The 17,691-nt window shown below is 68.5% G+C and carries 17 protein-coding genes; 9 read left to right on the top strand and 8 right to left on the bottom strand.

Annotated elements, in window-relative coordinates:
* The first annotated feature begins 373 nt into the window (after window positions 1-373).
* Window positions 374-1,621, top strand: a complete 1,248-nt coding sequence (locus tag AA983_RS05180; RefSeq protein ID WP_047310970.1) for a glycosyltransferase 87 family protein — start codon at window positions 374-376, stop codon at window positions 1,619-1,621.
* Here AA983_RS05180 and AA983_RS05185 read toward each other — a convergent pair.
* Window positions 1,542-2,039 (bottom strand): VOC family protein, encoded by a 498-nt coding sequence (locus tag AA983_RS05185; protein ID WP_047310971.1) that lies wholly within the window; start codon window positions 2,037-2,039, stop codon window positions 1,542-1,544. The genes AA983_RS05180 and AA983_RS05185 overlap by 80 nt on opposite strands.
* Window positions 2,040-2,138: 99 nt before the next feature.
* Here AA983_RS05185 and AA983_RS05190 point away from each other — a divergent pair, with 99 nt between their 5' ends.
* On the top strand, window positions 2,139-2,990 hold the full coding sequence (locus AA983_RS05190; protein WP_047311285.1) for a PIG-L deacetylase family protein: 852 nt from the start codon (window positions 2,139-2,141) through the stop codon (window positions 2,988-2,990).
* Window positions 2,991-3,144: 154 nt separating this feature from the next.
* On the opposite strand, the gene AA983_RS14700 is transcribed toward AA983_RS05190, so the two are convergent.
* Complete coding sequence (locus AA983_RS14700; protein ID WP_052946879.1) at window positions 3,145-3,684, bottom strand: N-acetyltransferase; 540 nt, start codon at window positions 3,682-3,684, stop codon at window positions 3,145-3,147.
* Window positions 3,685-3,981: 297 nt separating this feature from the next.
* Here AA983_RS14700 and AA983_RS05200 point away from each other — a divergent pair, with 297 nt between their 5' ends.
* The 4 genes from AA983_RS05200 to AA983_RS05215 are packed head-to-tail and all read left to right on the top strand — an operon-like array spanning window position 3,982 to window position 7,699.
* Entirely contained in the window at window positions 3,982-4,623 is a 642-nt protein-coding gene (locus tag AA983_RS05200; RefSeq protein WP_047310972.1) for an ABC transporter permease, read from the top strand.
* The gene (locus AA983_RS05205; RefSeq protein ID WP_369798752.1) at window positions 4,616-5,959 is read left to right on the top strand and encodes an ATP-binding cassette domain-containing protein; all 1,344 of its coding nucleotides are present in this window, start codon (window positions 4,616-4,618) and stop codon (window positions 5,957-5,959) included. The genes AA983_RS05200 and AA983_RS05205 overlap by 8 nt, the downstream gene beginning before the upstream one ends.
* Complete coding sequence (locus AA983_RS05210) at window positions 5,956-6,696, top strand: ABC transporter permease (RefSeq protein ID WP_047310973.1); 741 nt, start codon at window positions 5,956-5,958, stop codon at window positions 6,694-6,696. The genes AA983_RS05205 and AA983_RS05210 overlap by 4 nt, the downstream gene beginning before the upstream one ends.
* Before the next feature lie 4 nt (window positions 6,697-6,700).
* On the top strand, window positions 6,701-7,699 hold the full coding sequence (locus AA983_RS05215) for a glycine betaine ABC transporter substrate-binding protein (RefSeq protein WP_047310974.1): 999 nt from the start codon (window positions 6,701-6,703) through the stop codon (window positions 7,697-7,699).
* Between the two features lie 122 nt (window positions 7,700-7,821).
* Here the strand turns inward: AA983_RS05215 and AA983_RS05220 are convergent, their stop codons facing one another.
* Complete coding sequence (locus tag AA983_RS05220) at window positions 7,822-8,151, bottom strand: helix-turn-helix transcriptional regulator (RefSeq protein ID WP_047310975.1); 330 nt, start codon at window positions 8,149-8,151, stop codon at window positions 7,822-7,824.
* 52 nt (window positions 8,152-8,203) lie between these two features.
* Here AA983_RS05220 and arsB point away from each other — a divergent pair, with 52 nt between their 5' ends.
* Window positions 8,204-9,307 (top strand): ACR3 family arsenite efflux transporter, encoded by a 1,104-nt coding sequence (gene arsB / locus AA983_RS05225; RefSeq protein ID WP_369798753.1) that lies wholly within the window; start codon window positions 8,204-8,206, stop codon window positions 9,305-9,307.
* On the top strand, window positions 9,304-9,750 hold the full coding sequence (locus AA983_RS05230; RefSeq protein ID WP_047310976.1) for a low molecular weight phosphatase family protein: 447 nt from the start codon (window positions 9,304-9,306) through the stop codon (window positions 9,748-9,750). Before arsB ends, AA983_RS05230 begins: the two co-directional genes overlap by 4 nt.
* On the opposite strand, the gene AA983_RS05235 is transcribed toward AA983_RS05230, so the two are convergent.
* Both AA983_RS05235 and AA983_RS05240 read right to left on the bottom strand, forming a co-directional pair.
* Window positions 9,734-11,422, bottom strand: a complete 1,689-nt coding sequence (locus AA983_RS05235) for a VWA domain-containing protein (RefSeq protein ID WP_082128702.1) — start codon at window positions 11,420-11,422, stop codon at window positions 9,734-9,736. The two genes, AA983_RS05230 and AA983_RS05235, sit on opposite strands and share 17 nt — an antisense overlap.
* Window positions 11,415-12,362 carry a MoxR family ATPase gene (locus tag AA983_RS05240; RefSeq protein ID WP_047310977.1) on the bottom strand — a complete coding sequence of 316 codons (948 nt, stop codon included), beginning with the start codon at window positions 12,360-12,362 and terminating at the stop codon, window positions 11,415-11,417. The genes AA983_RS05235 and AA983_RS05240 overlap by 8 nt, the downstream gene beginning before the upstream one ends.
* A gap of 216 nt (window positions 12,363-12,578) precedes the next feature.
* On the opposite strand from AA983_RS05240, the gene AA983_RS05245 reads away from it, so the two are divergent.
* Window positions 12,579-13,640, top strand: coding sequence for a hypothetical protein (locus AA983_RS05245; protein WP_227484750.1), 1,062 nt, complete (start codon window positions 12,579-12,581; stop codon window positions 13,638-13,640).
* A 126-nt stretch (window positions 13,641-13,766) separates the two neighbouring features.
* Here the strand turns inward: AA983_RS05245 and AA983_RS05250 are convergent, their stop codons facing one another.
* From AA983_RS05250 to AA983_RS05260, 3 genes are all read right to left on the bottom strand, one after another.
* Window positions 13,767-14,156 carry a hypothetical protein gene (locus AA983_RS05250; protein WP_047310979.1) on the bottom strand — a complete coding sequence of 130 codons (390 nt, stop codon included), beginning with the start codon at window positions 14,154-14,156 and terminating at the stop codon, window positions 13,767-13,769.
* Window positions 14,157-14,437: 281 nt separating this feature from the next.
* Window positions 14,438-16,609, bottom strand: coding sequence for a malate synthase G (locus AA983_RS05255; protein ID WP_047310980.1), 2,172 nt, complete (start codon window positions 16,607-16,609; stop codon window positions 14,438-14,440).
* A gap of 96 nt (window positions 16,610-16,705) precedes the next feature.
* Window positions 16,706-17,641, bottom strand: a complete 936-nt coding sequence (locus AA983_RS05260) for an alpha/beta hydrolase (protein ID WP_047310981.1) — start codon at window positions 17,639-17,641, stop codon at window positions 16,706-16,708.
* Window positions 17,642-17,691 lie beyond the last annotated feature (50 nt).

A 17,691-nucleotide genomic window follows, 5' to 3' on the forward strand; every position in this document is an offset into this window, starting at 1 on the left:
CTCATCTCCTCGCGCGGCTCACCCGGTTCCGCGAGCTCCCGACACTCGCGGGTGCCGGCGCGAAACCCGCCACGAACCGTCCTCGTGGCGGGTTTCGTGCGCTCTGGGTCGGACGTCCGGTGCGTCATCGGTCACACCCGGCGAGAAATGTTGCTGGAAGTCTTTCCAGAAGGTGAAGTCTCCGCTAATAATGGCTCTTAGCCCCCGGCTACCTGATGACCCCAGAGCACCAGGCAGTCGGGGGATCCAACGTTTCTGGGGTCTTTGCCCGCTGACGCCGCTGCCCGCACCCCGCGCGGCAGCGAGCGCGACACGAGCGAAATCCCCGGCCCGCCGCCGGAGACACCGAGGGAGCAACCGTTAAGGTGAGCGCGTGATCGAGCTCGCCGTCCCGGTGTCCCGCGACGGTGCGTCCCTTCCGTTCTACCGCCGCCTCAACGTGCTCTGGCCGCTCACGCGCGTCATCATGCTCGCCCTGTGCGCCCTCTACTCGGGCATGCGTGGCGACCTGCGCTACTACTACGCGCAGGCGGGCCGCTCCGACGTCATGTCGTCGATGGCCGAGTACCCCTTCCCTGTGGCGCTGTGGATCATGGCCGCCGCGCGCACCCTGCCGTACGCGGGCTTCGTCGCGCTCTTCGTCGTCACCGCCATCGCGTGTGACGCCGTGGCGACGCGGCTGTTCGACCGTCACTTCGGGCGCGAGGCCGCGCTGCGGTGGACGCTCTACGTCGGGCTCCTCGGACCGTTGCTCTACATGCGCTTCGACCTGTACGCCGCGTTCGCGCTCGTCCTGCTGCTCGTCTTCAACGACGGCGCGGCCCATTCACGCAGCCGCTCGGTGCTCTCCGGGCTCGCGGTCGCGATGGGCTCGGCCGTCAAGCTGTGGCCGGCCGTCTTCGGCCTCGGCCTGCTCGGCCCCACGCGCCGCCGCGTCACGCACATGGCCGCGGCGATGGCAGGCGGCATCGCCTGGGTCGGGACGACGGCGCTGTTGGCCGGGCCGCAGCGCGTCACGTCACCGCTGTCCTGGCAGGGTCAGCGCGGCTTCGAGGTGGAGTCGCTGTGGGGTGCCTGGCTCGGTTTCGCACGGATCTTCGGTTCCACGCCCGTCTCGCTGGAGAAGCGTCAGGGCTCGTGGGAGTACACGGGCGAACTCGCGAACTCACTCATGTGGATGGTGAAGCCGACGCAGTACGTCGGCTACGTCCTCGCGCTGTCGCTGCTCGCCCTCGGCTGGCGGGCCGGGCGTGACGAGCGCGTCACCACCCTCGCGCTGACGATGACGTGCGTCATCTCGGTGCTCATCCTGTCGAGTCCGGTGCTGAGCCCGCAGTACCTCATCTGGCTCATTCCGGCGCTCGTGCTCGTCGACGACGCCCGCCTGCGCCTGCTCGGCGCGGTGACGCTCGTGCTGACGCAGCTGGAGTTCCCGTTCCTGTTCAACGGGATCTTCTCCGATCACACGCTGTTCGCGCTGACGACGCGCGTCGTCATCCTCGTGCGCAACATGCTGCTCGTGTGGTTGACGGTGCGGGCCGTCATGCTCCTCGTGCAGCGCGCTCGAGTTGCTCGACGTCCAGCTTCTGCATCGAATACATCGCCTGCGACACCCGCGTGACGACCTGCGGGTCCGGGTCGCTCATCAGCTCGTAGAAGCGGCGGGGGATGACCTGCCAGCTCACGCCGAACGGGTCCTTGCACCAGCCGCACTGGCTCTCGGCGCCGCCGTTCGCGGTGAAGCCGTTCCAGTAGTGGTCGACCTCGGCCTGGTCGGCGCACATGATCTGGAAGCTGACGGCCTCCGTCTGCGGGAACTGCGGCCCGCCGTTGAGGAGGGTGAAGGGGTTGCCGTCGAGCTCGACCTCCTCCATGAGCACCTGCCCGGCCATGTGCGCGTTCGGGCCGAGCGCCGCGGCGTCGGTGGGATAGTGCACGGTGCTCGTGCGCTTCGCGTTGGGAAAGAGCGACAGGTACAGGTCGGCTGCCGCCTGAGCGGTGCCGTCGAGCCAGATGCAGGGCGTGATGTTCGTCGTCATGGGTTCATGATGCGTCCTTCGGGATGGCCACCGGTGGTACGCGTCCGAACCCTGTTCATCGTTGTCGAGGTCCACGGCGGTCGTGGGAAACTGTCGCGCGTGTCGACCATCGTCTTCTTCCACGCCCACCCCGACGACGAAGCCAGCCAGACCTCCGGCGCCATGGCGCGCGCCGTCGAGGAGGGCCACCGCGTCGTGCTCGTCTACGCCACGAACGGTGACCACGGTTCGCCCGCCGAAGACATGGCCGAGGGGGAGACGGTCGTCGAGCGGCGCCGCAAGGAAGCCGCCGAATCCGCTCGGGTGCTCGGCACGGCGCGCGTCGCCTGGCTCGGCTACGCCGACTCGGGCATGACGGGCTGGGAGCAGAACGACGTCGACGGATCCTTCCACGGCGCCGACCCCGTCATCGCTGGGCAGGCGCTCGCCGACATTCTCGACGAGGAGAACGCCGACGTCGTCGTCGGCTACGACTGGCACGGCAGCTACGGCCACCCCGACCACGTCAAGGTGCACAACGTGCTCCACCGCGCGGTCTCGCTGGCGAAGAGTTCGCCGCGCGTGTTCGAGTCGACGATGAACCGTGACGCCCTGCGCGAGCAGATGCGTCAGGCCCGCGAGTCCGGGCTCATCCCCGAGGGCGAGAGCTTCGACCCCGACGCCGGCGGCGACGACGGCAACCCCCTCGGCATGGCCGAGCGCGACATCAGCTTCCGCGTCGACGTCAGCGCCTACCTCGACAAGAAGCGCGCCGCGCTCGGCGCGCACGCGTCGCAGCCCGACGCCGCAGGCATCCTCGCGATGCCCGCCGAGGCGTTCAACGCCGGCTTCGGCACCGAGCACTACATCGACGTCGCCGCCATGCAGGCCGGTGGCCTTCCCGCGACGGACGGCCGCGGCCACGGCGCGCGCCCCGAGGGCCAGCCCCTGCCCGACGGCTGGTTCTTCTGAGCCGCTGACGCTGGGCCGGCCCGCTCGCTCCGGCCATGCCGGTGGGTGCGCGAGTGCCGTCACGCCGCGTTGTGTCTTGACGGTCCCGGTTTGAGATGCCGACGTGCCACCGGGGCACGTTGTGTCCTGAACAGGTCGTCGCCCCGTCGCGAGCTCAGAGCGTCAGGACGTACTCGTCCTCGTCGCCCGGGCACTCTGACGACGGCGGGTTCACCTGCGTGAACCCGTGCCGCACGTACGCCGCCGCGGCCCGCTCGTTCGCGCCGAACACGTGGAGCGCCAGCGCCGTGTAACCCAACTCGCGTGCCCGCTCGACGAGTGCTTCAACAAGGTCGTCGACGACGCCGGTGCCGCGCCGACCCGGCTCCACCCACACCTGGACGACGAAGGCGAGACGCTCCGGGTCGTCCGTCAGCGTCCGAGCGCTCTCCACGTCGTCGAGATAACCGGAGGCGGGAAAGAGGCCCGCCAAACCGTCAGCACGCGGCGCGACGCCGCTCGAGGCATCCGGCTCGTCGTCAGCCACCCACAGCAGCGTCCCGGGGTTCGACGCGCGCTCGACCCACCGCTCGTCGGGGAAGGCCACCTCGCGCTCGAACGACGAGCCGAACGCCTCCGGATTTGTCCCCAACGCACGCAGACGCACGTCACGGTAGGTCTGCCACGGAAGCTGCGACGCGGGGTGCACACTCATGACGTCATCCTCCCGATCCCGAGGGGCACAATCGACCGATTTGCCCGCACTGTCGCAATATTCAGGGATTCGTGAGCCATTCGTTATCAACTGTGAATTCCCTCTGTCATCGCAAGGAGAACGGCGCGCGCGACCGTCGGCCATCGAGCGCCGGCGGGGCCCGCGCGCCCCGGGAAGCCGCGGTCTGACGCGGTCTGACGCGGCTGCGCACCTAGGATGAGCCAAACGAAGTCCGCCTACTCCCGTGTGCCGCACGGGGCGTCGGCGGGCACATTGTGGAAAGGGGGATGACGCCTCGTGTGGGAATTCATCGCTGAGCGATGGCAGGACATCGCCTATCGCAGTTACCAGCACACCTCGCTCGTCGTCCAGGCCGTCTTGCTCGCCACGATCATCGCGCTCGTCCTTGCGGTCATCGTCATTCGGAACAACAGGCTCAAGGGCTTGGCCAACATCTTCTCGGCGGTCGGTCTGACCATCCCGTCGTTCGCGCTCCTCGGCGTGCTGCTGCCGCTCGTGGGCATCGGTGCCCTGCCGTCGGTGCTCGCAGTCTGCTTCTACGCCGTTCTGCCGATCCTGCGCAACGCGGTCGTCGGCCTCGAGTCGGTCGACAAGAACCTGCTCGAAAGCGCGCAGGGCATGGGCATGAGCAAGGCAGCGACGCTGCTCAAGGTGCGCCTGCCCATGGCGTGGCCGGTCATCCTCGCCGGCGTGCGCACGTCCACCCAGATGTCGTTCGGCGTCGGCGCCATCGCCGCCTACGCCCTCGGCCCCGGCCTCGGTGGCTACATCTTCACCGGCCTCGCCCAGGTGGGCGGCGCCAACGCGCTCAACTACGCGCTCGTCGGCACCATCGGTGTCGTCGTCCTCGCGCTCCTTCTCGACCTCATTCTTGTCGGCGTCGGCCGACTGACGATTCCCAGGGGGATCCGTGCCTGACAACACCACCGAAGCCCAGGGCGCCACGCCGGTCGAGCGCGCTGACGACGTCAACACGGACGTCAACACCGACGTCGACGCCACGAGCTCTCAGCGCAGCGAAGTCACGGGCGCCGAGATCGTCTTCGACAACGTCGTCAAGAAGTACCCCGGCCAGGCGAAGGCTGCCGTCGGCGGCATGTCGCTGCGCATCCCCGCCGGTGAGACCGTCATGTTCGTCGGCCCGTCGGGCTGCGGCAAGACGACGTCGCTCAAGATGATCAACCGTCTCATCGACCCGACGAGCGGCACCATCACGATCGACGGCAAGCCGATCTCCGAGTCGAAGGCCGACGACCTGCGCCGGCGCATCGGTTACGTCATCCAGGGTGGTTCACTCTTCCCGCACATGACGGTGGCCGACAACATCGCCGTCGTCCCCGGCCTGCTCGGCTGGGACAAGGCCAAGACGACCAAGCGCGTCGACGAGCTGCTCGACATGGTCGGCCTCGACCCGGAGCGCTACCGCGACCGCTTCCCGCGTGAGCTCTCCGGCGGTCAGCAGCAGCGTGTCGGTGTGGCCCGCGGCCTCGCCGCCGACCCGCCCGTCATCCTCATGGACGAGCCCTTCGGCGCCGTCGACCCGATCACGCGTACGCGCCTGCAGGACGAGATGCTCAGCATCCAGCGCCAGCTGCGCAAGACGATCATCTGCGTCACGCACGACATCGACGAGGCCCTCAAGCTCGGCGACCGCATCCTCATCCTTTCCGAGGGCGGCAAGATCGAGCAGTACGACACCCCCGAGAACATCCTCGCGGCCCCGGCCAACGAGTTCGTCGAGGACTTCGTGGGTGCCGGTTCGGCCCTCAAGTCCCTCGCCCTCTCGCGCCTCGACGACGTCGAGATCGCCGACGTGCCGACGGTTCGCGTGGGTGACTCCATCGTCGACGTGCAGCGCAACGCCACCGCGTCCGGTGCGCGCAACGTCGTCGTGCTCGACGAACGTGGTCGTCCGGTCGACTTCGTCACCGCCGCCAAGCTGCGCGGCGAGCGCGTCGAGAACCGTCGCCGCGAGGCACTGCAAACGGTCGACCACCGCGCCACGCTCAACGACGCCCTCGACGCCATGCTCAGCTCGAGCCACGGCGCCGTCGTCGTCACCGGTGGGCGCGGCGAGTACCGCGGTGTCGCGTCGTTCCAGCAGATCATGACGCACATCCAGGACACCCACGAGGCAGCCGAGTCGCGCCGTCACGGTGCCGACGCCGAGGCCACGCCCGATTCGGTGGCTGTGGCGAACACCTCGAGCCACACCGACTTCCGCGAGCAGGCCGAGGAGGGTGAGGAACAGTGAAGGGCCGTATCGGACGCGAGCAACTCGGTCTGATCTTCGGGCTGCCCGTCCTCATCCTCGTCATCTTCGGCGCCTGGGTCATCTGGCGTCAGACCGCCGATCTCGACCCCATCGAGGCGCGTCAGCTCGACTGGTCCGCGCTGCGCAAGCTCGGGTGGGAGCACATCAAGGTGACGTTCGTCGCCACCTTCTTCGTGCTCGCCACGGCGCTGCCCATCGGTGTCGCCCTGACCCGTCCCAAGCTGCGCCGCTTCTCCGGGCCCGTCGTCGCGTTCGCCAACGCGGGCCAGGCGACGCCGGTCATCGGCCTCATCGTGCTGCTCGCGCTGTGGATCGGCTTCACCTTCTGGGTGGCCGTTCTCGCTCTCGCGATCTACGCGTTCCTGCCGGTGCTGCGCAACACGATCGTCGGTCTGCAGCAGGTCGACCCGACGCTCGTCGAGGCGGCCCGCGGCATGGGCATGAGCCAGATGAAGACGCTCGCGACGGTCGAGCTGCCGCTCGCGGCGCCGGTCATCATGGCCGGTGTGCGCACCGCGCTCGTCCTCCTCGTCGGTACGGCGTCGTTCGCGACGTTCATCAACGCCGGCGGTCTGGGCGCGCTCATCCAGGCGGGCATCAACCTGTTCCGCTACCCGATCCTCGTCAGTGGCGCGATCCTCATCGCCCTGCTCGCGCTCGTCTTCGAGTGGGCCGGGCGTGTGCTCGAGGCCATCGTCACCCCGAAGGGGCTGTGATCGCATGACGCACAAGTTGATTCGTACTCCGCGGGCCAGGCTCGCCGGCGTCGTCGGAGCGGCGGCAGCGGGTTCGCTGCTGCTCAGCTCCTGTGGCCTCGGTACCTCGGCCGGCATCTCGCCCTCGGGTGAACTGGGGCCGAAGCTCGCCTCCGTGAAGAAGCTCGACGGCGCCGAGATCGCCGTCGGTTCCAAGCAGTTCACGGAGCAGCAGATCCTCGGAAAGATCGCCGTCATCCTGCTGCAGTCGGCCGGGGGAAACGTGAAGGACTTCACGACGATCCCCGGTTCTGCGGCGGCTCGTGAGGCGCAGATCCAGGGCCAGACGACCTTCTCGTGGGAGTACACGGGCACGGCGTGGATCACGTACATGGGGCACACGAAGCCGATTCCGGACCCGCGCAAGCAGTTCGACGCCGTCAAGGCAGAGGACGCGAAGAACGGTCTGACGTGGCTGCAGTACGCGCCGATGAACAACACCTACGGGTTCGCGGCGAAGGAAGCCACGGCGAAGAAGTTCAACGTGAAGTCGTTGTCCGACCTCAAGAAGGTGCCGAAGGCGCAGCGCACGCTGTGCGTCGACACCGAGTTCGCCAACCGTGACGACGGCCTCGAGCCGATGCTCAAGGCCTACGGCATTCCGCTCGGCAGCGAGATTCCGCGTAACCAGATCAAGAAGCTCGAGTCGGGTGCGATCTACGCGGCTACGAACAACGGGCTGTGCAACTTCGGTGAGGTCTTCACGACCGATGGCCGCATCAAGGTGCTGAAGCTGCAGGTGCTCGCCGACGACAAGAAGTTCTTCCCGCTCTACAACGTCGCCCCGGTGTTCTCCACCAAGACGTTGGAGAAGAACCCGCAGTTGTCGGACCTGTTCGGCCCTGTGTCGAAGAAGCTGACGAACGAGACGATGATCGAGCTCAACGCCAAGGTCGACGTCGACGGTGAGAACCCGTCCGACGTGGCGTTCGACTGGCTCAAGAAGGAAGGCTTCATCAAGTAGCCCCCTGACGTGACGCCCGGCCCCTCGAAGCGCGAGAGGCCGGGCGTTCGCGTATCCGGGGAACTTCTGTCGATCTGGTGGCGGCATATCGCGGCCACATCGACACATCTGCACCGGCTGGGTCAGAGCTCGAGCGCTGACCGAGCTTCGTCGAGCCGCGACCGGACGACGGTGTAGTGCGCCCACCGGCCGCGCTGTTCGCGCTTGAGGAGCCCGGCGTCCGTCAGTTTCTTGAGGTGATGGCTCAGCGTGGGCTGGGTGATGCCCAGTTGGCTCGGCAGGTGGCAGGCGCACACCGTGCCGTCGGGCGTGGCCGCGAGGTGGGTGAGCAGACGCAGCCGAACCGGGTCGGCGATCGCCTTGAGGAGCTCGGCCCGGCGATTCGCGTCGTCGAGCGGCAGCAGCGCCGCGTCGGCGGCGGGAGCGCAGGTGGACTCTGCGGGGGTGGACATGTGGCTCACCCTACCGACACATTGACAAACATCAATACGTTGGCCAGAGTTCATGACGATGAAGACTGACGCCACTGGCTCCGCCGAGTCCACGCAAGCCCCTGTTGCCGCGAGCCTTTCGACGCTCGATCGGTTCCTGCCGGTCTGGATCGTCGCTGCGATGGCCGTCGGCCTCCTTCTCGGACGGCTCGTGCCGGGTCTCGACGACGCGCTCTCCGCCGTCGAGGTCGAGGGTGTCTCGCTGCCGATCGCCATCGGCCTGCTCGTCATGATGTACCCGGTGCTCGCGAAGGTTCGCTACGACCGCCTCGACACCGTGACGGCCGACAAGCGGATGCTCGGTGCGTCGCTCGTCCTGAACTGGCTCGTCGGGCCCGCCGTGATGTTCGCGCTCGCATGGATTTTCCTGGCCGATCTGCCCGCCTACCGCACCGGCCTCATCGTCGTGGGGCTCGCCCGGTGCATCGCGATGGTCATCATCTGGAACGACCTCGCCTGCGGTGACCGCGAGGCGGCGGCCGTGCTCGTGGCGCTCAACTCGGTCTTCCAGGTCATCGCTTTCGCCGGCCTCGGGTGGTTCTACCTGTCGGTGTTGCCCGGGTGGCTCGGCCTCGAGCAGACGAACCTCGACGTGTCGCCGTGGCACATCGCCGCGTCCGTGCTCGTCTTCCTCGGCGTGCCGCTGCTGGCCGGTTTCCTTTCACGCCGTGTCGGCGAGAAGCGGTGGGGCCGCGACGCGTACGAGGGGTCGTTCCTGCCTCGCGTCGGGCCGTGGGCCCTCTACGGGCTGCTGTTCACCATCGTCCTGCTCTTCGCGCTCCAAGGCGACGCCATCACGCGCAACCCGCTCGACGTCGCCCGTATCGCGCTGCCCCTGCTCGCCTACTTCGCCCTCATGTGGGGCGGCGGCTACGTGCTCGGCAAGGCGCTCGGCATGAGCTACGAGCGGACGACGACGCTCGCCTTCACTGCGGCCGGCAACAACTTCGAGCTTGCCATCGCGGTCGCCATCGCGACCTTCGGGGCAACGTCCGGCCAGGCGCTCGCGGGCGTCGTCGGGCCCCTCATTGAGGTGCCCGTGCTCGTCGGCCTCGTCTACGTCTCGCTCGCGCTGCGCGGGCGCTTCCCCCAGGTGCCGAAGGAGACCCGAGCATGAGCGAGCCCCGCCCGAGTGCCCTGTTCGTCTGCGTCAAGAACGCCGGAAAGTCGCAAATGGCGGCTGCCCTGACGCGCCTGCACGCCGGCGACTCCGTCGAGGTGCACTCGGCCGGCACGCACCCGGGATCGAAGCTCAACGAGGAGTCGCGAGCGGCCGTCGAGGAGGTGGGCGCCACGTTCGAGGGCGAACACCCCAAGGCGATCGACGTCGATCTGCTGCGCCGCGCGGACCGCGTCGTCGTCATCGGTGGCGAAGCGCAGGTCGACCCCGTGGAGGGAATGCGAACCGACATCGAGCGCTGGACCACCGACGAACCGTCGCTGCGCGGCATCGAGGGCGTGGAGCGGATGCGTCTCGTGCGCGACGACATCGACGCGCGTGTGCGCGCCCTCGTCGCCGACCTGATAGCCGACGCTCAGGGCGTCAGAGGGCCTTCGTGACGAAGTCGCGCAGGTCGGTGATCGTGCGGCACTCGTGCATGTCGATGATCTCGGCGTACTTCGTGGCGACCGAGTCGCCCGTACCCCACTGCGATTCGGCCTCCGGGTTGAGCCAGAACGCGTGACGCGCCTCGTCCACGATGGTGCGCAGCGCGTCGTAGCGCGGGTTCGTCGAGTTGGTGCGAGCGTCGCCGAGGATGAGCAGGGTGGCACGCGGCGTGACGGCGTCGAGGTGGTGGGCGACGAAGTCGACGAACGTCATGCCGTAATCGGAGTTGCGGTGCCCGCGCTGCATCCGGGTGTTGCCGCGAAGCGCCTCGATGAGGTCGCCCTCCGCGCCCACGGAGCGCACGGTCTCGGTGAGTTCGTCGACGGTGTTGACGAACCCGAAGACGCGTACGCGCGCGAACTGCGCCTGCATCGCCTGCATGAGCAGGATCGTGAAGCGGCTGAAGCCGGAGACGCTGCTGCTCATGTCGGCGAGGATGACGAGCTCGGAGCGGTTCGGCGTCCGGTGGTCGTAAACGGGCGCGATAGGAACTCCGCCGGTGGACATCGACGCACGAAGCGTCTTGCGGATGTCGATGCGCCCGTGACTGGCGCGGCGTCGTTTCGCCGCCAAGCGGGCCGCGAGCTTGCGTGCGAGAGGCTCGACGACGCGACGCATCTGGGCGGCGTCGATGGCGTAGGTCTGGCTGAAGTCGCGCCGCTCGATCGGCGTCGTGACGGCGTACGTCGCCTGGCTCGCCCTGCCACGGATCTCGGCGTTGCGACGGCGGGACTCGGTCTCGATGCGACGCCGGAACCCCGCGACGCGCGTACGGATCTCGTCGCGGTCGAAGCGCTGGACGAACGGGTCGGGCTGCCAGCCCTCGAGTGGGGCTGCGGCCTGACCGCCACTCCCGGCGCCACCGCCGCCCTCGGACGTGCCGACGCCCTCGTCGGCGAGACCGGGGGAGCCGCCGCTGCCCTCGAGGGCGTCCGCCTCCTGCTCGGCCCGCAGGCGACGCAGGTACTCGTCGTGCTCACGCAGGAGCTCCGTGGCCCGCGCAACTGCGAGGTTCGGTTGGAACTGGTCGATGGCCTGGTTCGCGGAGAACCCCTCGTCACCGGCGCGACGCAGGCGCCCGAACTCGTCGACGACGACGCCCGCGAGCGTCTCGAGGGCCTGCTCGTCGTTCTCGGCGAGAGCCCTCGCAAGCAGTTCGGTGAGGGCCTTGGCGCGTTCGCGCAGCTCGGCGGCATCGGCGTTCTCCGCGTCGAACTCCGGTAGCTGGGCGAGCAGGTCGTCGGCGCCGAGATCGCCTGCCGCAGTGCGTCGTCCGAGCGCAGCGGGAAAGAAGATGTCGAACAGGTCGTCGAAGACGCCGCGCTGCTCGCCCCGGCGCACCAGAGCCGCTGCGAGCCCCTCACGCAGGCGCTCGCGGTTCTCGAGACCGAGGGCGCCCGCGACGTGCCCGGCATCCACGACGTCACTCGTTCCGACGACGACGCCGTGGCGGCGCATCGCGTCGGCGAGGGCAACGAGGCGGCGTCCGAGGGGGCCGATCACCGCGGGTGTCTGCGTGTCCTCGCCACGCGGCGCAGCGTCGTCGAGCGGTTCGTGACGTTCGGGCTGCCCGGCCGAGGGGCGGTTGTGGAACGCCCCCGGGAAGTGGTGCTCGTCAGGCATTGAGCTTGAGCAGCGTGGAGGCGCGCTCGATGTCGTCCTGGTGCTTGAGCAGGACGCCGAGGTTGGCGCGCAGCACGGCGGGGTCGAGGTCGTCGGAGCTGTCGGCGCCGAGTGCGACGAGGGTGCGCGCCCAGTCGACGGTTTCGGCGATGCTGGGCGCCTTGCGCAGCGGCATCTCGCGCAGGCGCTGCACGAGGCGGACGACGGATTCGGCGAGCGCCGCGTCGAGGCCCGGCACCTTGAGCGCGACGATGCGCTGTTCGAGTTCGGCGCTGGGGTAGTCGATGTGGAGGAAGAGGCAGCGTCGGCGCAGAGCCTCCGACAGGTCGCGCGCGGCGTTGGAGGTGAGGACGACGAACGGGCGCTGCGTCGCGACAAGGGTGCCGAGTTCGGGCACGGTGACCTGGAAGTCGCTCAGCACCTCGAGGAGGAGGCCTTCGACCTCGACGTCGGCCTTGTCGAGCTCGTCGACGAGCAGGACGGTGGGCTGCTCGTTGCGGATGGCGCGCAGCAGCGGGCGGGTGAGGAGGAACTCGTCCGTGAAGATGTCGGTGGCGAGGGCCTGCCAGTCGTGAGCGACCTCGTCGTCGGTCGCCTGCGCGGTGGTCCCTGTCGCGTTCGTCTGTGCCAGCGCAGTGTTGGCGGTGATGCGCAGGAGCTGCTTCGCGTGGTTCCACTCGTAGAGGGCGCGGGCCTCGTCGATGCCCTCGTAGCACTGCAGGCGCACGAGGTCGGCGTCTTCGCCGGTGGTCGCGGTGAGCGCGCTCGTGACGGCCTTGGCGAGCTCGGTCTTGCCGACGCCGGCGGGGCCCTCGACGAGCAGCGGCTTACCGAGTGCGTCGGCGAGGAAGACCGTCGTCGCGATGGCGTCGCTCGCGAGATAACCGGCCTCCGCGAGGCGGGTGAGGACGTCGTCGACCGAGGTGAAGTGTGAAGTCACCGTGCCATTGTCGCGGATGGCTCAGGCCGCGATCGGCGAAAACGCAGAACGGGTTGACCGGGTAGGCCCTCGGAACGATCCGATGTGACGCTGGCCCCACAGCTCGCGCACACTTCGCAGTCAGGTGTACCGTTAAACATAGATAACCTAACTAAACGAAGGGAAGAGATGTCCACCGCGCATCCGCCAACCGCGCAGGCCCCGATGAGGACGGTCTTGTCGCACGTCATCGTTCCGATCCTCATGGGTCTCATCATGTGCGCCGCCTACCTCGGTGGTTTCCACAAGCCGTCGCCCCACCACGTGCCCGTCGCCGTCGTCGGTCAGGCTCAACAGGCGGGCCCGCTGGCGGCCAAGGTGCAGGACGCGTTCGGCGACGAGGCGGACGTCCGCACGATCGCGACGCCCGAGCAGGCGACGGATCAGCTGAAGCACCTGAAGATCTCCGCGGCCTACGTCCCCGGTGACGGCAAGGCCGAGCTGCTCACCGCCGGTGGCGCGTCCGACACGACGAAGTCCGTCGTCGAGAAGATGTTCCGCCCCGTCGCGGAGAAGCAGCACGATGCGCTGACCGTCAAGGACGTCGCACCCCTCACCGAGGACGACCCCGCCGGCCAGAACGGTTTCTTCTTCCTCGTCGCCCTGACGGTCGCCGCGTACGCCACGTCGATCGCCATCGGCGCGGCGGCTGCGAGCCGCCCGTTCGCCCAGCGCATCGCCCTCGCCGCCGGCGCCGCCGTCGTCATCTCGACGATCGAACTCGCGATCGCGGCGTGGGGTTACGACATGTTCGGTGGGCACGCGCTCGCAACGTGGGCGCTGTCACTGCTCTACACGGCCGGCGTGCTGACGGTCGGTGTCGGCCTGCACCCGATCGTCGGACGGTTCGCGACGCTGCTGTACTCGGCGATCTTCGTCGCGCTCAACTTCACCTCGTCCGGCGGCGTGTTCGCGCCCGTCATGCAGCCGAGCTTCTTCGGTTGGCTGCACGACTTCTGGATCGGCTCCGGCTTCGTCGAGGCGCTGCGTCGCATCATCTACTTCCCGGACGCCTCGATCGCCGGCCCGCTCACTATCTTGTTCGGCTGGCTGGTCGTCGGGTTGCTCTGTCTCGCAGCCGGATGCGCGGTCGAACAGCGACGTGTTGTGCGAGCCCGTGAGCTCGAGGAAGCTGCGTCCCGCCCCGTCGGACGTCACGCCGAGCACGCGCATCAGGACGAGCGCGACGAGCTCGACCCCGAGACCGAGGAGGAACTCGAGGAGAACGTCGCCGTCTGACGTCCTCTCTCTTTGCGCCCAGATGCACCCGGGTGCATGTGGGCGCACAGAGAAGCCACCAGGGGTGTGGAGAAACGCGTCACGGATGACGCCTTTCTCCACACCCTCTTCGCGTGGACCGGTGCCTCACGAGCTGCGAGCAAGGCGATGAAGAGCCCACCATGCGACGGGTCGATAGGCGTGCCCGACGAGAGGCGGCAGATCCATCGCCATGTGGCAGCGGCACCCGCTCCGACGAACCTCGACGCGGTGCTCGCCCGTCGTCGTCAGCCCCAGGACGCTGACGCGCCAGTTCCACGTCCTCGCCACCGCATCGACGTCGGTGATGACGAACCGCCCCACCGTCACCGGCCCGAGACGCCACCGTCCTTCCGCGCCGGGACGGATCACCACGGCATCCGCCTCGACCGGCGGCATGTGCGGCGACCAGTCACGCCACCGATCGACGTGCACGTAGGCCTGCCACGCCGCGTCGACACTCGCGGGCCCGTCAGCATGGACGTCGATGCGCTTCATGTCCGAATGCTAGGCGTTCCAACGGAACCCAGGTCGCGCACAGCCCTCGGGCGCCCCGCGCCGACCCCAGCGCGCACGATGGCGCGTAACTCACACGTAGGCGTGCAGTTGCGTGCCTACCCGTGAGTTACGCGCCATCGTGAGGGTCAGGCGACCCTCGACTCCGTTCGCTTGATTCTCAGCGCGCGGACTACTCATTGGCTCAGTTCCTCAGCGCCCGATTCGGCAGGGCCGGGCCTTCGCACGCTCCGGCGCGAACCTACCTCGGTCGGGCTTGATCGTCACTGAGCTTTCTTCTCTCGCCGACGACGGTGCAGAATCGGCTCGGTGTAGCCGTTCGGCTGCTTCGCGCCCTCGAGGATGAGCTCCTTCGCGGCGTTGAACGCGATGCCGTCGAAGCCGGGAGCCATCGGCTCGTAGGCCGCATCGCCCTCGTTCTGCTTGTCGACGATCGGCGCCATGCGCTTGAGCGACGCGACGACGTCGTTCTCGCTCACGATGCCGTGCTGCAGCCAGTTGGCGAGCAGCTGCGACGAGATGCGCAGCGTGGCGCGGTCCTCCATGAGCGCGACGTCGTGGATGTCCGGCACCTTCGAGCAGCCGACGCCCTGGTCGATCCAGCGCACGACGTAGCCGAGGATCGACTGGCACTTGTTGTCGAGCTCCTGCTGCTTCTCCTCGTCCGAGAAGTTCGTGTCCTCGGCGAGCGGGATCTGCAGGATGTCGTCGACCGACGCCGCCTGACGCTTGGCCAGCTCCTCCTGAACCGCGAAGACGTCGACCTCGTGGTAGTGCAGGGCGTGCAGCGTGGCCGCCGTCGGCGAGGGCACCCACGCGGTCGTCGCGCCGGCCTTGGGCTGGGCGACCTTCTGCTCGAGCATGTCGGCCATGAGGTCGGGCATCGCCCACATGCCCTTGCCGATCTGAGCCTTGTGACGCAGGCCGCGCGCGAGGCCCACGTCGACGTTGTTGTCCTCGTATGCCTTGATCCAGGTCGACCCCTTCATCTCGCCCTTGCGCACCATCGGGCCGGCGAGCATCGAGGTGTGGATCTCGTCGCCCGTGCGGTCGAGGAAGCCGGTGTTGATGAAGACGACGCGCTCCTTGGCGGCCTCGATGCAGGCGGAGAGGTTGACCGTCGTGCGACGCTCCTCGTCCATGATGCCGACCTTCACCGTGTTCTCCGGCAGCCCGACGAACTGCTCGACGCGGGCGAAGAGTTCGTTCGTCAGCGCGACCTCCTTCGGGCCGTGCATCTTGGGCTTCACGATGTAGATCGAGTTGGTGCGCGTGTTGCTCACGCCGTCCTTGCCGGCGAAGCCGTGGATGGCGGCCGGGATGGTGACGAGCGCATCGAGCAGGCCTTCGCCGACCTCGTTGCCGTCGGCGTCGAGCACGGCGTCCGTCGTCATGAGGTGGCCGACGTTGCGCACGAACAGCAGCGAACGGCCGGGCAGCGTGAGGTGGTCGCCGCCGGCGGCGGTGTACGTGCGGTCGGGGTTGAGTTCGCGCGTGAAGGTCTTGCCGCCCTTCGCGATCTCCTCCTTGAGGTCACCCTTGTTGAGGCCGAGCCAGTTCGTGTAGCCGAGCACCTTGTCCTCGGCGTCGACGGCGGCGACCGAGTCCTCGAGGTCCATGATCGTCGTCACGGCCGACTCGACGAGCACGTCCCTGATGCCCGCCTTGTCGGTCTTGCCGATGGGGGATTCGGGGTCGATCTGGATCTCGAGGTGCAGGCCGTTGTGCTTGAGCAGCACACCCTCGGGCTGAGCGGGCAGGCCGCTGTAGCCGGCGAACACGCTGGTGTCCTCGAGCGACGTCGTGCGCTCACCGTCGAGGTGGACGACGAGCTGGTCGCCCTCGACGGCGAAACCGGTGACGTCGGCGTACGACCCCTCGGCGAGCGGCACGGCGCGGTCGAGGAAGTTCTTCGCGAACTCGATGACGAGGTCACCGCGCACCGTGTTGTACGAGGTGCCCTTCTCGGCGCCGTTCTCCTCGCTGATGGCGTCGGTGCCGTAGAGCGCGTCGTAGAGCGAACCCCAGCGGGCGTTGCTCGCGTTGAGCGCGAAGCGGGCGTTGAGGATCGGCACGACGAGCTGCGGGCCCGCGGTGTCGGTGATCTCGCGGTCGACGTTCTGCGTCGTGATGGAGAAGTCGGCCGGCGCCTCGACGAGGTAACCGATCTCGGCGAGGAAGGCCTTGTAGGCGTCGAAGTCGGGCTTGCCCGGGTGCTCGCGGTGGTAGTCGTCGATCTTGGCCTGCAGGTCGTCGCGCTCGGCCAGGAGCGCCTTGTTCTTGGGCCCGAGATCGGCGATGACCTCGGCGAAGCCCTTCCAGTACGTCTCCTGGTCGACGTCGGTGCCCGGAAGCACCTGGTCGTTGATGAAGTCGTACAGGACGGTGGCGACCTGGAGTCCGTGCACCTCGGTGCGCGGCGTGGTGTCAGTCATGTGCTTCCTTTCGTCGCAGGCGGAGGGCTCCTTGAGCCAACGCTACGCGTCGGTAGCCTCTCTCCGGCAGGTTTGAGGCCGCTGAAGTGACGCGGGTCACGCCTCCTGTGGCAGGCGCGCCCCGATCCACGCGAGCACGTGCGCCGTCACCTCGTTCCGGTTGGTCTCGTTGAACAGTTCGTGACGCGCGCCCGGGTAGAGCTCGAGCGTGACGTCGGTGACGCCGCCATCGCGCAGCATCGCCGCCGCGGCCTCGACGCCGCGCCCGTTGCCGCCGGCCGGGTCGGCCCCGCCGGAGACGACGAGGATGGGCAGGCTCGATGGGGTCGCCGCGACGAAGGAGGGGGCGTTGACGCGGCGCAGGCCCCCGAGCATGTCGACGTAGAAGCCTGCCGTGCAGACGAACCCGCACATCTCGTCGGCGACGTAGGCGTCGACCTCCGCCTCGTCGCGGCTCAACCAGTCGAAGTCCGTGCGGGCCGGCTCGAACGCCTTGTTGAACGCTCCGAACGAGAGCTTGTCGAGCAGCTTGCTCGGGTGCTTCGGGCCGCGCAGGCGCGCCTCTGCTGCGGCCAGCTTCTCCCCGACGAGCCCGAGCGTCCCGGCGTCGGCGGGGGTGCCCGACAGCACCAGCGCAGTCAGTCGCTCACCGTGACGCACGGCGTACGTGCGGGCGAGCAGCGAACCCATGCTGTGGCCCAGCAGCACGACCGGCAGATCGGGGTGTTCGCCCAGGGCATGCGTGACGACGACGTCGATGTCGTCGGTGACGCGGTTCCAGCCGTCGGAGTCGGCGAAGTAGCCGAAGGTGGCCCCGTCCGCGGTGCGTCCGTGGCCGCGGTGATCGGCCGCGTAGACCGCGTACCCGGCGCCGGTGGCGGCCTCGGCGAAGCGCGCGTACCGATCGCCGTGCTCGGCCATGCCGTGGGCGATGATGACGACCGCGCGCGTCGACGCTTCGTCGGCCACCCAGCGGCGGCCGCGCAGCGTCGTGCCGTCAGGGGCAGTGAGGTCGAAAGGCTGGGGCTGCACGGGTTCTCCTCGAGGCGGGTGGCTGAACTACCGCCATCCTGCCCGGTCGG

This window comes from Dermacoccus sp. PE3 (genome assembly GCF_001021715.1).
Classification (GTDB): Bacteria; Actinomycetota; Actinomycetes; order Actinomycetales; family Dermatophilaceae; genus Dermacoccus; species Dermacoccus abyssi.

Coding starts and splice junctions, on each gene's coding strand:
- AA983_RS05185 (WP_047310971.1), bottom strand. CDS start 2,039: ATGACGACGAACATCACGCCCTGCATCTGGCTCGACGGCACCGCTCAG.
- AA983_RS14700 (WP_052946879.1), bottom strand. CDS start 3,684: ATGAGTGTGCACCCCGCGTCGCAGCTTCCGTGGCAGACCTACCGTGAC.
- AA983_RS05215 (WP_047310974.1), top strand. CDS start 6,701: ATGACGCACAAGTTGATTCGTACTCCGCGGGCCAGGCTCGCCGGCGTC.
- AA983_RS05220 (WP_047310975.1), bottom strand. CDS start 8,151: ATGTCCACCCCCGCAGAGTCCACCTGCGCTCCCGCCGCCGACGCGGCG.
- arsB (WP_369798753.1), top strand. CDS start 8,204: ATGACGATGAAGACTGACGCCACTGGCTCCGCCGAGTCCACGCAAGCC.
- AA983_RS05230 (WP_047310976.1), top strand. CDS start 9,304: ATGAGCGAGCCCCGCCCGAGTGCCCTGTTCGTCTGCGTCAAGAACGCC.
- AA983_RS05235 (WP_082128702.1), bottom strand. CDS start 11,422: ATGCCTGACGAGCACCACTTCCCGGGGGCGTTCCACAACCGCCCCTCG.
- AA983_RS05250 (WP_047310979.1), bottom strand. CDS start 14,156: ATGAAGCGCATCGACGTCCATGCTGACGGGCCCGCGAGTGTCGACGCG.
- AA983_RS05255 (WP_047310980.1), bottom strand. CDS start 16,609: ATGACTGACACCACGCCGCGCACCGAGGTGCACGGACTCCAGGTCGCC.